12 protein-coding genes and 1 pseudogene are annotated in these 14,746 nt (G+C 62.6%); 3 read left to right on the plus strand and 10 right to left on the minus strand.

Going from position 1 to position 14,746, the window contains the following annotated elements; all coding sequences use genetic code 11:
- Positions 1-57 precede the first annotated feature (57 nt).
- Positions 58-219, plus strand: a pseudogene (locus ACIN8IBEIGE_RS21170) (HAMP domain-containing protein); the annotation flags it as partial.
- 114 nt (positions 220-333) lie between these two features.
- Entirely contained in the window at positions 334-1,089 is a 756-nt protein-coding gene (locus tag ACIN8IBEIGE_RS21175; RefSeq protein ID WP_372240009.1) for a methyl-accepting chemotaxis protein, read from the plus strand.
- A gap of 19 nt (positions 1,090-1,108) precedes the next feature.
- On the opposite strand, the gene ACIN8IBEIGE_RS09455 is transcribed toward ACIN8IBEIGE_RS21175, so the two are convergent.
- The 8 genes from ACIN8IBEIGE_RS09455 to ACIN8IBEIGE_RS09490 all read right to left on the minus strand — a co-directional run bounded on the left by ACIN8IBEIGE_RS09455 (position 1,109) and on the right by ACIN8IBEIGE_RS09490 (position 9,878).
- On the minus strand, positions 1,109-1,906 hold the full coding sequence (locus ACIN8IBEIGE_RS09455; protein WP_160016351.1) for an acyl-CoA thioesterase II: 798 nt from the start codon (positions 1,904-1,906) through the stop codon (positions 1,109-1,111).
- A gap of 107 nt (positions 1,907-2,013) precedes the next feature.
- Positions 2,014-2,787 (minus strand): CHAD domain-containing protein, encoded by a 774-nt coding sequence (locus ACIN8IBEIGE_RS09460; protein WP_160014415.1) that lies wholly within the window; start codon positions 2,785-2,787, stop codon positions 2,014-2,016.
- Between the two features lie 73 nt (positions 2,788-2,860).
- Positions 2,861-4,855, minus strand: coding sequence for a DUF3488 and transglutaminase-like domain-containing protein (locus ACIN8IBEIGE_RS09465; RefSeq protein WP_160014416.1), 1,995 nt, complete (start codon positions 4,853-4,855; stop codon positions 2,861-2,863).
- Positions 4,852-5,808: a DUF58 domain-containing protein gene (locus ACIN8IBEIGE_RS09470; RefSeq protein ID WP_160014417.1), complete on the minus strand. Its 957-nt coding sequence runs from the start codon at positions 5,806-5,808 to the stop codon at positions 4,852-4,854. Before ACIN8IBEIGE_RS09470 ends, ACIN8IBEIGE_RS09465 begins: the two co-directional genes overlap by 4 nt.
- The gene (locus tag ACIN8IBEIGE_RS09475) at positions 5,805-6,722 is read right to left on the minus strand and encodes a MoxR family ATPase (protein ID WP_090386423.1); all 918 of its coding nucleotides are present in this window, start codon (positions 6,720-6,722) and stop codon (positions 5,805-5,807) included. Before ACIN8IBEIGE_RS09475 ends, ACIN8IBEIGE_RS09470 begins: the two co-directional genes overlap by 4 nt.
- Positions 6,723-6,839: 117 nt before the next feature.
- Positions 6,840-8,804 carry a methyl-accepting chemotaxis protein gene (locus tag ACIN8IBEIGE_RS09480; protein ID WP_160014418.1) on the minus strand — a complete coding sequence of 655 codons (1,965 nt, stop codon included), beginning with the start codon at positions 8,802-8,804 and terminating at the stop codon, positions 6,840-6,842.
- Positions 8,805-8,991: 187 nt separating this feature from the next.
- Entirely contained in the window at positions 8,992-9,600 is a 609-nt protein-coding gene (locus ACIN8IBEIGE_RS09485) for a flavin reductase family protein (protein WP_160014419.1), read from the minus strand.
- A complete protein-coding gene (locus tag ACIN8IBEIGE_RS09490) occupies positions 9,600-9,878 on the minus strand; it encodes a hypothetical protein (RefSeq protein ID WP_090386246.1) in 279 nt (92 codons plus the stop codon). The genes ACIN8IBEIGE_RS09485 and ACIN8IBEIGE_RS09490 overlap by 1 nt, the downstream gene beginning before the upstream one ends.
- Before the next feature lie 244 nt (positions 9,879-10,122).
- Here ACIN8IBEIGE_RS09490 and ACIN8IBEIGE_RS09495 point away from each other — a divergent pair, with 244 nt between their 5' ends.
- Positions 10,123-11,148 (plus strand): patatin-like phospholipase family protein, encoded by a 1,026-nt coding sequence (locus ACIN8IBEIGE_RS09495; protein ID WP_090387806.1) that lies wholly within the window; start codon positions 10,123-10,125, stop codon positions 11,146-11,148.
- Positions 11,149-11,382: 234 nt separating this feature from the next.
- Here the strand turns inward: ACIN8IBEIGE_RS09495 and ACIN8IBEIGE_RS09500 are convergent, their stop codons facing one another.
- Both ACIN8IBEIGE_RS09500 and ACIN8IBEIGE_RS09505 read right to left on the minus strand, forming a co-directional pair.
- Positions 11,383-12,078 (minus strand): response regulator, encoded by a 696-nt coding sequence (locus tag ACIN8IBEIGE_RS09500; protein WP_160014420.1) that lies wholly within the window; start codon positions 12,076-12,078, stop codon positions 11,383-11,385.
- A gap of 10 nt (positions 12,079-12,088) precedes the next feature.
- Positions 12,089-14,743 (minus strand): sensor histidine kinase KdpD, encoded by a 2,655-nt coding sequence (locus tag ACIN8IBEIGE_RS09505; protein WP_160014421.1) that lies wholly within the window; start codon positions 14,741-14,743, stop codon positions 12,089-12,091.
- Positions 14,744-14,746: the final 3 nt, after the last annotated feature.

Genomic DNA, 14,746 nt, shown 5'->3' on the forward strand with positions numbered 1-14,746 from the left:
CTGCCCGAGGTGTTTTTCGACCGTGCCCCTAGTTACGCCCTGGTCGTCGCGCTATTGATGCTGCTGTTGCTGGCGGCCTCGCAGTTGCTGATTCGCTTTCTGCTCAGCCACCTCAACACCCTCAAGGATGTGATGCTGCAGGTGGAAAAAAGCGGTGACCTCCGCGCCCGCGTACCGCTCGACAGCAAGGATGAAGTGGGCCAGATGGCCAGCGCCTTTAATGCCATGCAGGCCGGTTACCAGCGCGTAGTTGGCATCGTCGCCCAGTCAGCCGCGCAACTGGATGAAGGTGCCGAGCATCTGGCCGGCAATATGCGCGATGTACGCCAGGGCATGCTCGAACAACAGAGCGAAACCGAACAGGCGGCCACGGCGATCAATGAGATGTCCGCCACCGTGCACCATATTGCCGAGCATACGGCCGACACCCGCGACCAGTCACAAAACGCCGAGCACCTGGCGCGCAGCGGTCAACAGGCGGTCAACCGGGTGAGCCTGTCGATTTCCGGGCTGTCCAGCGGCGTGCAGCAGACCGCACAGATGATCGAGCAGCTGGCGATCGACAGCCAGAAGATCGGTGGCGTGGTCAGTGAAATTCACGGCATAGCCGAGCAGACCAACCTGCTCGCTCTGAACGCTGCCATCGAAGCTGCCCGCGCCGGCGAAATGGGCCGTGGCTTTGCCGTGGTCGCCGATGAAGTGCGCAACCTGGCCAAACGCGTGCAGGACTCCACCGACGTGATCACCCAGATGATCAACACCCTGCAAAGCGGTACCCGCGATGCCGTGGACTTTATGCAGGACAGCTCGATCAAGGCCGATGAATGCGTCAAACAGGCCGGTGAGGCCGGTCAGGCGCTGGTCGCCATCACCGAGTCCGTGGCGCATATGCGTGAAAGCAATACGCAGATCGCCGTGGCAGCGGAACAGCAGAGCCAGGTGGCCGAAGAGATGAACCGCGCGGTGATGCGCATCCGCGATGTCACCGAGCAGACCGTCGGCCAGACTGGTCAGTCGGCGACAACCAGTGCCGACCTGGCCAGCCTCGCCGGCGAGCTGAACAAGGCGATTCGCCAGCTCAAGTTATAGAGCCGGCGCAACAGGCTTATTAATCGAACACGACGACTGTCTGCCGGCTAATCGCCAGCAGCTCACCGGCTGGCGACCAGAGTGCGGCGGCGATGTGGCCATAGCCATCACGGGCATGTTCGATCTGCGCACGATACAGGCACCAATCGAGAGTATTCAGCTCGCTCATCGGCTGGACAAACTCGATGGTCCAGGTCAGCGAGCTGCCCGGCGCCGGCGCGCTGAGGTGTGGCAACACCGCGGGTGGCCAAGCGTCGACCAGAGCCAGCAGATGGGCCTCATTCGCCGGTTCGGCACTGCCTTGATCACGCAAGCGTACCCACCCCCCCATGTCCCGCGACGGATTATTGGTAAATGGCATGCCACCAAACGCCCAGCGCATGGCCAGAAAACGCGTGAACTCTGGGGTGACATTGGGGATATATGGCAGCTCCTGGCACTCCTCCACCGCCTTGGCTTGCGGCGCGGGATCGGCCGGCACGGCGATGCGCGACTCACGCCCGGCGCCGAAGCTACCCTGCACCAGGGTCACCACCTGGCCATCCTGTATCGCCCGCCCCAGCACCTGGCTGACAGCCTTGCCTTCGCGCAGCACTTCCACTTCAAAGCGTACTGGCACATCAGGCGCGGCTGGGCCGACAAAGGTAATCGCCAGTGAACGCGGCGGTCGCCCGCTCGGTACCTGGGCGCGCATGGCCTCATAAACCAGCGCCGCCACCAGACCACCAAAACTGGCGCGGCCCTGCCCCCACTGTGCAGGAATCAGCACCGCCTGAGGGTTTTCACGCACCGCCTGGAGTAATTCGGAAAAGCCCATAACCACCTCGAACACTGAAGATGCCGCTGATCTTAGGGCAAAGGCGAGCACAGATGACACGACATTTCGGCCAAACACGCCGAAGGTATAACGACTTTTCCGCCAACTCAGCCGCTGCTACGAGCAAAACTTGCGGTCAATGCCTGCAGGACCAGATCAGCCTGCTGCTCGGCACTCAGTATTGCGTCACGCCAAACAGGCACACAGGGCTGCAGATCCACTTCTGTTTCAGCGCGCTGCAGCCACTGCCAATGGTCGTGCCAATCACCCAACGCTGACTGCGCCTGTTTCAGCTGCATGCGCATACGCCCGGACAAATCAGCCAACTGCGGATAGGCCTCGACGACATAACGCAGACGCTTGATCAGCAAGCGCAGGCGATGACGATCATGGGCGGGGTCAAGCAGCGCCTGCGCCAGACGCTTGCGATCCTTGCGCAAGCCCTGCCTGACCAGTTTATGCAGGCCACGCAGTTGCCCGTTGCTGGCGGCCTGACGCCACTGCTGCGGCCAGTCATCCAATGCATCGAGCAGATGAGCCAACGGTGCACTGTCCAACAGCTGCAGATAGCCCTGATGTAACAGAGGCAAACGGGATTGTGCGGCGCTATCGAGCCCTTGCTGTTGCAGATAGCTCTGCAGCACTTCAAGGTCGCGTAGCGGGCCGGTCAGGCGACCCAGCTCGGCCGCACGCAGCTGCAAGGTCTCACAGACGGCGACCGAAGATAACGGCCGCAGCAGACTGCGCAACTGGCGCAAGGCAATACGCAGATCGTGCAGGGCCTCGTCATCGGTGGCCACCCGCAACCGTTCACGACAGGCAAACAAGCGCATCTGAATGCGCAGTACGTGCCGTGGCACCTCATAAATCAAGCCTTGCATCGCCTCACTCCTGTGAAATCGCCCCCAGCTTATGCGCTTGATGATTAGCCACAAGTGGCCAATGGTCGCGGCACTACGGCTCCAGACGAGTAAACCGCCAAGGCAGCGCGCGTCTGAGAGTCTTCAGGTGCAGGCGCAGCTGCACGGTAGAGGGTTCTTGCCCGGCATAACGCTGCGCCTCGAAGGCCGCCGCAAAATTGCTAATCGCTTGCGCCTGAGCTGGCAGCTGCTGGGATGCCCGCACGGCATAGTCACGCGGCCCTTCTCCGGTTCTACGTGGCACGCCATGGCGCGCCAGCAGACCCTCAAAGCGGCGAAACAGCCGCTGCTGCACATCACGTTCACGCTGCCAGGGCTTGAACAGCCAGAGTGCTAGCAAACCAAGCAGCAGCGCCCCGCCACCGACCAAACCGATCACCAGCGCCTGGGCATCCACCCGCCCCAGCCAACGCTGAAGAAACTCCAGTTGCTGCTGACTCTGGTAGCCCAACACCCAGCGCTGCCAACCGTAATTGATATTGTCCCAGGCTAGGCGCAACTCATTCAGCCAACTGAGGTTGCGGTAGCGCAGCGGGGAGAAGGGTGAATCTTCGAGAAAACTCTGCTCACCTGCCAGGGCCTCCTCCAGGCCCATTTCAACCCGCTCAGGTGCCACCTGGAAGGTCGGATCGACACTGACCCAACCCCGTCCCTCCTGCCAGTACTCAACCCAGGCATGAGCATCAAACTGGCGCACCTGCACATAGTTGCCCGCCGGATTGTATTCGCCGCCCTGATAACCGGCCACCACCCGCGCCGGAATGCCCGCCGCGCGCAGCACATAGGTCATGGCTCCGGCGTAATGCGCGCAGAAGCCGCTGCGGGTTTCAAACAGGAAATCATCGATATTGTTCTGCCCCAGCGCAGGCGGGCGCAGGGTGTAGGCAAAGGGCTCGCGGTTGAAATGACTAAGCAGCGCCTGCACCAGCTGTTCGGGCTGCGCATACTCACGTTTGAGCTGTTCAGCCCAGGCGCGGCTGCGCGGCTCGCCCTGATCCGGCAACTGCAAGGCGCGACGCAAGGTTTCCCGAGGCGGTTGCGACTCGCGTAGCGCCTGCGGCCAGGAGGTGGCCTGATAGATCAGCGAGCGGTCCACTGGCTGCCGCCGCTGCAGGCGGAAATCACTCATCTGCCGGGTCTGCTCCAACGTGGTCTCCGCCACATCCAGAGCAAACAGCCAGCGCTGTGAACTCGGCTGCATAACGATGCTGTAACTCAGCGCCTCGCCGCGTTTCTGCCACTGTGCGCCGGGGCCAAACTCGGCGTAATTGGATTGCGACCAGCGCCGCCCATCGAAGCGATCCAGGGTCAGCGCACGCCAGTACAACTCACTGCGCGGCGGTGTTTCACCGTTGAAACTGGCGCGAAACGCCAGCGCTGCAGAACGGCTAAGGTCGGCGATATCCGCCGGGGCCATGCTGTCCGACAGCCCGGTCGTGGCCTTGTCATTCGGCACTGGCAGCGACCACAGCGGGCCCATACGCGGGAAAAAGACAAACAGCAGCAACATCACCGGCAACGCCTGCAGCAGCAGCCCGCCGGCCAGGCGTGCGGTCGGCCAGGGTTGCGCGGCCAGGCTGCTCTGCTGCAGGCCAATCAAGGCTGCAAGCAAGGCGGTTACCGGGAGCAGGCTGTAAAACGCCATCAGCATGCTGTCATCGAACAGGTAGGCGGTGACCACCACAAAGAAGCCGAGAAAGATCAGCACCAGTGCATCACGTCGCGTGCGCATCTCCAGCAGCTTCAGCACAAAAGCGGCGACCAGCAGCACCACTCCGGCATCCAGGCCAATCAGGCTGCCACGGGAGAGAAACACCCCAAGCGCTGCGGCCAACATCAGACCGCCCTTGGCCCAGGCATTCGGGTAACGCGCGCGCATGCGGAAAATCTGGATGCGCCAGGCTGCGCTACCCAGCCACAGGCCGATAATCCACAGCGGTAAGTGCGTCAGATGAGGAATGATCACCAGTACCTGCGCAACCAGCAGCCAGGTCAGGCTGATGCGCGGAATCGCGGTAACCCGACTCATGGCGCACGCCCGAACAGCGCCAGGGCGCGCAGGCAGGCATCGCGGTGCAGCTCGCCACTGTCGGCGCCCAGCACCTGACCCGGCAGGCTCAGGGCAAACGGCTGCTGCCGCTCGGACAGCTGCAACACCCAATGGCAGAGCAGCGACAGGCGCGTTTCCACATCACCGGCCAAGGCGTCGAAATCCAGATACAGGTCACGTCCGGTAATCGAGGCAAAATCCTTGACCAGCAGCCCCTGACCACGGGAATAGGCTTTCCAGTGCAGACGCCGCTTGGAGTCGCCTGGCTGGTAGGTCTTCAGCCCCTGATAATCATCCACGCCCTGACCATGGGGCCGACTGCCCTCTTCGTCCTGATCCTCACTGGCACCAGCAGACAACGGCAGATCACCCGGCAATGGCCGTGGGTAGACCAGCACCTGCTGATCCAGATCGACCCAGCTCCAAGCCACCAGAATTCCCAGGGGGAAACGGCTCTCAACCCGCAGACGACCAGGCCGCAGCCAGCCGCGCTGCAGCGCCGGCAGGTTTAGCTGACATTCGCTCACACCTTGCGCGGGCACATCCTGGGTCTGCAAATCAGCCGGAGGCCAGCCCAGGCTGACAGCCTGATGCGCCCGCTGGCTGCTTTCAAGACGCACGCGAAAACCAGCTGGCTCGCCGACGAATACTGCCGGCGCACTGCCGGCCTTGAGGATCAAGCCAGCCAGGTTGCGGTAGGTATGCAGAATCGCAACGATAAATACCGAGGCCAGCAGGAAGGTCAGGCCATAGGCCAGGCTGTTCTGGTAGTTGATCGCCGCCAGCAGCATCAACAGCAGCGCCAGCATAAAAGCCGCGCCGACCCGGCTGGGGATGATAAAGATCCGCCGCTGGTTCAGGCGCACGCTGGCCGCAGCCGGAATGCGCCGCGCCAGCCAGCGGTTCCAGCGCGGCCTGAGCTGGGCGATCAAAGCGCCGGCACCTCACGCAACAACCACTGCACCAGGCTGCCGGCGCCATGCCCAGCCGGGTCGGCGCGCTCACGCAGGCGATGACCGACCACCGAAGGCAGTACGGCCTGTACGTCCTCGGGAATCACGTAGTCACGCCCGGCGAGGAAAGCCCAGGCTCGTGCCGCTGCCAGCAGGGCCAGGCTAGCCCGTGGTGACAGGCCCCAGGCGAACTGCGGCTGGGTGCGCGTGGCATCGACCAGGCGCAGCACATAGTCGATCAGTGCATCGCTGGCGCGCACCTTCGGTACTTCGGCCTGCAGCAGGGCCAGTTCAGCATGATCCAGCAGTGCTGGCAGGGTTGGCAGCACGGAGCGCCGCGAGTCGCCCAGCAGCAAGGCCTTTTCCGCCGCCTTGCCGGGATAGCCGAGCGATAGACGCATCAGAAAACGGTCCAGTTGCGACTCGGGCAAGGCGAAAGTGCCGCCCTGACTGACCGGGTTCTGCGTGGCAATTACAAAGAAGGGTTCAGGCAGCGGCCGGGTCGCGCCTTCGATGGTCACCTGGCCCTCCTCCATGGCTTCAAGCAGCGCACTCTGGCTTTTCGGTGTGGCGCGGTTGATCTCATCGGCGAGCACCAGCTCGGCGAAGATTGGCCCCGGATGGAAGATAAATTGCCCGGTGTCCTTGTCGAAAACCGAGGTGCCGAGGATGTCACCCGGCAAGAGGTCAGAGGTGAACTGGATCCGCTGGAAACTCAGGCCCAGCACTTTGGCCAGGGCATGGCTGAGGGTGGTTTTACCCATGCCGGGCAAATCCTCGATCAGCAGGTGGCCGCGCGCCAGCAGGCAGGTCATGGCCAGGCGAACCTGCGCCTCCTTGCCCAGTACCACCTGATTGATCGATTCCAGGCAGGTATCTAATTTCGTGCGCATCGCTCACTCCTTATGCAAGTGAACCGATGCTACTGGGCTGCACGGGGTCGGCAAAGAGCAAAGTAACCTTTGCTCACGAATCTTTTACCTCATCTGCGACATACATCGCAGGCACAGCTACAGGCGGAAACGCCCAGCCATACCCTGCAGCTCGCGGCCCAGCTCAGCCAGCTCAATACTGGAGTTGGCGGACTCATCCATGGCCAACGCGGACTGATCGGCAATATCGCGGATCGAGGTAACGCTGCGGCTGATTTCTTCCGCCACCGCCGTCTGCTGTTCGGCCGCTGCGGCAATCTGTTGGTTCATCTCGAAGATCTGGCTGACTGCAGCGGCGATTTCCGCCAACGCGCCTTCGGTCTGGTTGGCATCTGCCACGGTCTGCGTCACCAATGCGCCGCTCTGACGCATGTCCTCTACAGAGCGCCGAGTGCCCTCGCGCAGGGTGGCGATCAGCCCTTCGATTTCCGCCGTGGACTGCTGGGTACGCCGCGCCAGGGCGCGCACCTCATCGGCCACCACGGCAAAACCACGGCCCTGCTCACCCGCCCGTGCGGCTTCGATAGCCGCGTTGAGTGCCAGTAGGTTGGTCTGTTCGGCCACGCTCTTGATCACATCCAGCACCGAGTCGATGCGCTGGGTGTCCTGGCTGAGCCGCTCAATGCTCTGGGTGGTGATCTGCATGGCACTGGCCAGCTGGTTGATTCGCTCCAGGGTCTGCTGCACCACCGCTACGCCACTATTGACGCGGTGATCAGCCTGTTCGGTGGACGACGCCGCAGCCTCGGCATTGCGTGCCACCTCGTGCACGGTGGCGGTCATTTCACTCATGGCGGTGGCGACCTGATCGGTTTCCACCTTCTGCCCATTCACGCCCAGACGCGTTTGCTCGGTACTGGCTGACAGCGACTGCGCAGACGCGGATATCTGCAGCACCCCACCCTGCAGCCGCCCCACCATCTCGCGCAGATTGCTGGACATACCCTGCATGGCCGCCTGCAACTGGCCAATCTCGTCGCCGCGCTGCACCTCGACCTGGACGCTGAGGTCACCCTCGGCAATGCGCCGCGCCTGCTCGATCACCTGTTTGAGCGGGCGCACGATCAGCAGGGTGATGGTCAGCGTTGCCAGCAGACCGATCAGCAGCGCCAACGCCGTGGCCAGCACAATCAACCAGGTACTGGCCTGCAGCTGCCCATGCAGGCTTGCCTTCTGCCGCCCGTGGGCCTGATCAACCAGGCTGAGGATGCGTTCGGCCTGTTGCACCAGGCTCTGGTATTCGCGTTTTTGCTGCTGCAACAATCCGGTGTATTCGCCCAGCCGGTCATTGAAGGAGTTGACGTTGCCGATCACCTCGGCCAATACCGCCGCATAACCGGGGTCCGCCATGGCATCGCGCAGCTCACCGGCCAACTGCTGGGCGTCGACGGCTTCCTGAATACGGGTCGGAATCGCTTCGCCACTGCTGCGGCTCTGTTCCAGCAACACACGAGCCTGATCCAGCGCACGCAGCAACAGCTGATGCACCTGACTGATCTGCCCCGCCTGCAACACGGATTCACCGCCTTGCTGGCCCTGGCTGCTTTTGAGCAGATCGACGCCGTCTTCAGCCAAACCGTCTTTGAGCAGATCAAGGCTGTTGGACGCGCTGACTACCAACCAGGTCGCGGCCTCCAGCGACAGATGCATATTGTCGCTCTGCTCAACATAGCGATCGAAGGCAGCACGATAGGCTGTCATAGCCTCGGCCACCTGATCCAGCCCGGCCCGCTCGGCCTCCGGCAACAACGCCTGCAGCGCAGCACTGACGTCGAGAATCTGCTGCGCCTGTTCGTGCAGCCGAGTGGCGTGCTGCTTGTCGCTACTGAGAACAAAATCCTGCTCGCTGCGGCGAATCTGCATGACCTGGCTATTGATCGCGCTCATGCGTTCCAGCAGCGTCGAACGCGCGCTGACATCACGCAGTGCCAGAAACCCGGTGGCCGCCACCAGAGCGGTGAGCGCCAGAACGATGCCAAAGCCCGAGGCCAGTTTGCTCGCCGTGCTCAAACTGGCGACCTGCCGCTGCACCATAGTCCACATAGCTCCCCCTGCCGAACGACCACAAGACAGCCCGGCGCTGCCTGCATTCAAGGTTGGCAACATAGGAGCACAGCCGTGCTGGCGACAAGCCAGCAGGCTGGTGCGTGGTGCTAACAGCTAAACAGAGGTCGCTTTTGGCTTGATTGCCACGCCGACCGCTCCCAACAGGAGTCAGCCGCGATCAGAGCTAGCTGGGACGCTGCATCTCGAACGTATCGCGGGTGCGGCTATAGGCCATGCCACCCAGACGCCCGACCAGATCGAGTTTGTGCGCATCGATACGGCCCTGCTCATTGAGCACCGCATCGTCGATATGCGCCAACAGCACTTCGGCGAAGATCAGATGGCAATTGGGCTTTTCTGCCGGGTAAGCCTGAACCTGCGCCACCCGACACTCAAAAGCCACAGCTGCGCCAGCCACCCGAGGCGGCGCAACCCGCTGCGATGGCTGGCTGGCGATGCCACATTGCTCGAACTCACTGATGCCATGAGGCAAAACTGCCGCACTGGCATTCATCGCCTCGGCCTGGGCAAAGGACACCAGTTGAATCACCAGTTCGCCATTGGCCTGTACGTTCAGCAGAGTGTCTTTCAGGCCGCCATCGGCGCGGTGATTGATATTGACCATCAGGGCCGGCGGGTCATCACTGATCACCTGGAAGAAGCTGAACGGCGCCAGGTTGCTGACACCCTCAGCCGATTGCGTGGAAACCCAGGCAATCGGCCGCGGGGTGATGGTCGACGCCAGCCAGCGGTAGCGTTCTAGCGGCTGCAGTGTGCTGAAGTCCAGTTGCATCAGCGGCCTGCTCGCGACTCACGGATATAGAAACGGGCGCGCTCGGACTTCGCCGTACAGCCTTTGTACCCCTCGAACTGCTGCTGGGTTTTCGCCGCTGTCAGCAGCGACAGCGCCTTGGAGTAACTCACCGTACCGGCGAAACCCTCAGCCTTGGCCAGGTCCAGCTCGCGCCAGGCGGCGTCCAGCTGATTGGCGCAGCTGTTACGATAAGCCGTTTTCCCCGCACAACCGCTCAGCACCAACAGCAGCATGGGCAACACGATCCACAGTTTCATCAGGTGACTCCTGCAATAGACAGACGATTGACTCGGCATCACAACGCATCGCCGTCAATATTCGCGATGCATCAATACAGCCACTAAGACGCGTAGAACAGGTAAAAGTGCCAACACCCTTGCAACCGCTCTAGCAAGCCACAGCGGGTAAACTCGAATGTGCTGGATACTAGCAAATCGCGCCTTGGCGGCGTACGACACGGCGCGTATGTTCGCTAGATAAATAGTGATGGGGGACGTCAGGATGAGTAAGCGCATTGCGCTGGTATTGGGCTCCGGAGGTGCGCGCGGTTATGCGCACATCGGCGTAATCGAGGAGCTGGAAGCCCGTGGTTATGAAATCGCCTGCATCGCCGGTTGCTCCATGGGCGCGGTGGTCGGCGGCATCTACGCAGCCGGCAAACTCAATGAATACCGCGAATGGACACAGAGCCTGGATTATCTGGACGTATTGCGCCTGCTTGATGTGAGCTTTCGTCTAGGAGCGATTCGCGGTGAAAAGGTCTTCGGCAAAATTCGCGAAATAGTCGGCGAGATCAATATTGAAGAGCTACCCATCCCCTTCACCGCCGTGGCCACCGACCTGACCAACCAGCAGGAAATCTGGTTCCAGGAAGGCTGCCTGCACCAGGCCATGCGCGCCTCGGCGGCGATCCCCAGCCTGTTCACCCCGGTGGTGCAAGGCAAGCGCATGCTCGTCGACGGCGGCCTGCTCAACCCCCTGCCCATCGTCCCGGTAGTGTCCGCGCACTGCGACCTGATTATTGCGGTCAACCTCAACTCGGCCCATCAGCAACACTACGAACTGCCGACTATTGAACGCGCACCCGCGCTCAAGGGCCGCTTCGACCTGCTGATGAGTTCGCTCGGCTCGCGCCTGCCCTCATTCAAACGCAAGCCAGGGGAAGATGACGAACTGCTTTTACTGGAAGACCAGAGCCCTGCACTACAGCCAGAAGCCATCAACCCCTGGCAGCAGAACACCCGCAGCAGTCTGGACAAACCTGCCGCGCCGAAATCTGCAAGCGGCTCGCGGGTGGCCGACCTTAGCGGCCCGGCATCCCTACTGGAGCTGATCAACCAGAGCTTCGAAGTGATGCAGACCTCATTGGCGCAGTACAAGATCGCCGGCTACCCGCCAGATATCCTGATCAACGTGCCCAAGCGCGTGTGCCGCTTCTTCGAGTTCTACAAGGCCCCGGAGCTGATCATGCTTGGCCGGCAGATCGCCAGCGATACGCTGGATAAGTACGAGCGCGGCGACCGTTAAGGGTTGCTCTAAACAAAACTGTTTGAGATCTCGCGAGCTAGAGCCCTGCAAGGCGCTACGCCAGTAACAGCCTTCGGCTGGTCAAAACAGGCGAGAAACGCAGCGAAGCGAAGTAACAGCCGCAGCCTGGCCCGAAGGGTGAGCGTAGCGAATCACGCGGACTGTACTTTTGTACATGAGCATTCCGAGCCTGCTTTTAACGCAGCAGGGCCGACGCGCAGCAGATCGTAAGCCTTACGCCGATTCACGCAGGCGATAGCCAACCCCGGCCTCGGTGACAATAAAACGCGGTGCGGTGGGGTCGTCGCCGAGCTTCTGCCGCAGGTGGCCGACCACCACGCGCAGGTAGTGGCTGTCTTCGCCGTGGGTCGGACCCCAGATGTCCTTGAGCAGTTGCTGCTGGGTCACCACCCGGCCGATATGCTTGGCCAGTTGCGCCAGCACGGCATATTCCTTACGGGTCAGGCTGACTTCCACACCATCCAGGCTGACCCGGCGGTAGGCGAAATCTACCTGCAGCGGGCCGCTGCTGACCGCCGCGCTGGCCTGCTCCACACCGCCGGACAAGCGCAGCAGCACGCGCACGCGGGCGAGGAATTCCTGAATACCGAACGGTTTGGTCACGTAGTCATTGGCGCCGCCATCCAGCGCCAGGACCTTTTCGCCCTCACTGGCGCGCACCGACAGCACCAGTACCGGTACGGGCGACCAGGCGCGCAGCTCGCGCAGCACCTGTTGGCCGTCCATATCCGGCAGGCCGAGGTCGAGCACCACCAGGTCCGGCTTGCCCAGTGCAGCCTGGGCCAGGCCTTCCTGGCCCGTAGCGCCTTCCAGCACCTTGTAGCCCTGGGCCGTGAGGCTGATGCGCAGGAATTTACGAATCTGCGCCTCGTCATCGATGACCAGAATGGTCGCGGGGTTTTGGCTCATCGGCTATCCATCACTGTTCTTCTTCCATCTGCGGCTGAGTGTGCAATGGCAGGTGCAGGACCAGACTTGTGCCCAGGCCGTCGAGGCCCTCACCGACCGTCACCCGACCGCCGTGAGCACCGAGCATGCCCTGACAGATCGCCAGCCCCAGGCCGGTACCCTGCCCGCCGCGATCACCCCGAGCAGCGGTGTAGAACATGTCGAAAATCTTCGTGCGCTCATGCTCGGGAATACCCGGCCCCTGATCACTGACACTAAAGCGCAGTTCCGTGGCATCCGCTGCAACGGCCACCGCCAGCCGCCCTTGCGCCGGAGAGAAGCGTGCGGCGTTCTCCAGCACATTGACCAGCGCCTGCTCGATCAGCGCCGCATGCACATAGAGCAGTGGCAACTGCTGCGGCACCTGCAATTGCACCTGCAGCGGCGCCAGCACGGGACGCAGGCGCTGCAGTGCGCTGGCAACAATGTCTGCCGGCGCCACCCAGTCACGCGCCAGTTTCAGCCCGCCATGGCCCAGGCGGGTCATGTCCAGCAGGTTCTGGATATAGCGATCAAGGCGCTCGGCTTCATCGCGGGTGCCTTCCAGCAGCTCGCGGCGATCACTCAGGGGAATCTGCTCACCCAGCGCCAACAGACTATCGATCGAGCCACGCATGGCGGTCAGCGGCGTGCGCAGATCATGGGACACCGAGGCCAGCAGCGCGCTGCGCAACTCCTCGGTTTGGCCGTGCAGGCGTGCGGCCTCCAGGTCTTCGGCCAACTGCGCGCGCTCCAGCGCCTGGGCCAGGGGCTGGCCCAGCGCTGTGAGCAGCCGCCGTCGTTCAGCCGACAAGGCCCTGCCATCCTTAGGGCTGATACCGAGCAGCAACAACGGCCCGTCTTCACCGGATAGCGGCAACCACCACCAGCGCCCATCCGGCAAGGTGCCGGTGCCCAGCCCGGCCGGTTGATCGTGTTGCCACGACCAGTCCGCCGCCGCCCGTTCCTGGTCAGTGAGCAAGCGCTGTACGCCCGCCTCGACTTTCCACAGGCCATCCTGGCTACGCGACAACAGGCCAACTTCCACGTCCTGCCAGAGTTCCAGTTGCTGCGTCGCAGCGGCCAATACCGCCTGCCGGTCAGTGGCGGCGGTGAGTTTGCGTGACAATTCCAGCAGCGCACTGGTCTCACGCTGCGCCTCACGCAAGGCTTGCAACTGCCGACGCTGACGGCTGGCCAGGTTACCGGTGAGGCCAGCCATCAGCAGAAAGAACAGCAGGGTCAGCACGTCCTGCTGACGGTCAATGGTCAGGGTCAAGGTTGGCGGGATAAACAGAAAGTTGTACGCCAGAAACGAAAGACCGGCGCAGGCCATGGCCGGCCCAAAGCTGCTGCGTACGGCCACCATCAGCACTGCTGCAAGCATGATCAGCGAGATGTTCGGCAGTTCCAGCACGCGGGACAGACCCAACGCCACAACGGACGCCAACACAGTTGCCAGCAACGCCAGCAGGTAATGACGCCAGACCAGCGGTTGCCGCGCCTGCGACAATGCCGGCGCATGACTTACCTGAGTGTCCAGCACGCTGATTTCCAGGCCCTTTCCCAGTTGCAGCAAACGCTCGGCTAGGCCACGGCCCAGGCGCCAGATACGCCTCAAGCGTTGTCGACTGCGGCCCACCAGAATCAGGCTGGCGCGGCGTTCACGGGCATGCTCGATCAGGGTTTTCGCCACCTCGCTGCCGCGCAGACTGACCACCTCGCCGCCCAGGCGTTCGGCCAGCTGCTGCGCGCCTTGCAGGTAACTCAGGCGGGTTTCATCGCGCTCACCGCCGGTATCCACATAGACCACCGACCAGGGCAGATGACGCCGCTCGGCCACCCGACAGGCATGCCGGACCAGGCGTTCGGCCTGCTCATCGCCATCGATACCGACCAGCAAGCGGCCACGCACTGCCGGTGCCTGCTGGCCTTGCTGACGGTAACGTTGACTGAGGTCGGCATCGACCCGCGCCGCGGCAGTCTGCATCGCCAACTCACGCAGGGCGGTGAGGTTGGTCTGGCTGAAAAACGCATCGATAGCCGCACGTGCCTGCTCCGGCACATACACCTTGCCCTCACGCAGGCGCTCCAGCAGCTCACGCGGCGGCAGGTCGATCAGCAGAATCTCGTCGGCTTCCTGCAGCACCCAGTCCGGCAGGGTTTCGCGCACCTGCACCCCAGTGATATCGCGCACCTGATCATTCAGTGCTTCGAGGTGCTGCACGTTGACCGTGGTGTACACGTCGATGCCGGCATCCAGCAGTTCCTGTACATCCTGCCAGCGTTTGCTGTGACGGCTGCCGGGAGCATTGCTGTGCGCCAGCTCATCGACCAGCAGCAGCTTTGGCGGCTTGGCCAGAATGCCGTCGAGGTCCATCTCGCTCAGCGTCACGCCACGGTATTCCAACTGCTGCTGCGGCTGTTGCGGCAAGCCGGTGAGCATCGCCTCGGTTTCCGCACGGCCGTGGGTTTCCACCACACCCACGCGCAGGTCGACGCCCTGGCGCAACTGCGCCTGCGCCGCCTGCAACATGGCGTAGGTTTTACCTACGCCGGGCGCCGCTCCGAGAAAGACCTTTAGTCGGCCACGCCCTTCTCGCGGCATTTCATCGAGCAGGGCATCGGCACGTACGGCATCACTCATGCA

It is taken from the genome of Pseudomonas sp. 8BK, from assembly GCF_902506475.1.
Lineage (GTDB): Bacteria > Pseudomonadota > Gammaproteobacteria > Pseudomonadales > Pseudomonadaceae > Aquipseudomonas > Aquipseudomonas anguilliseptica.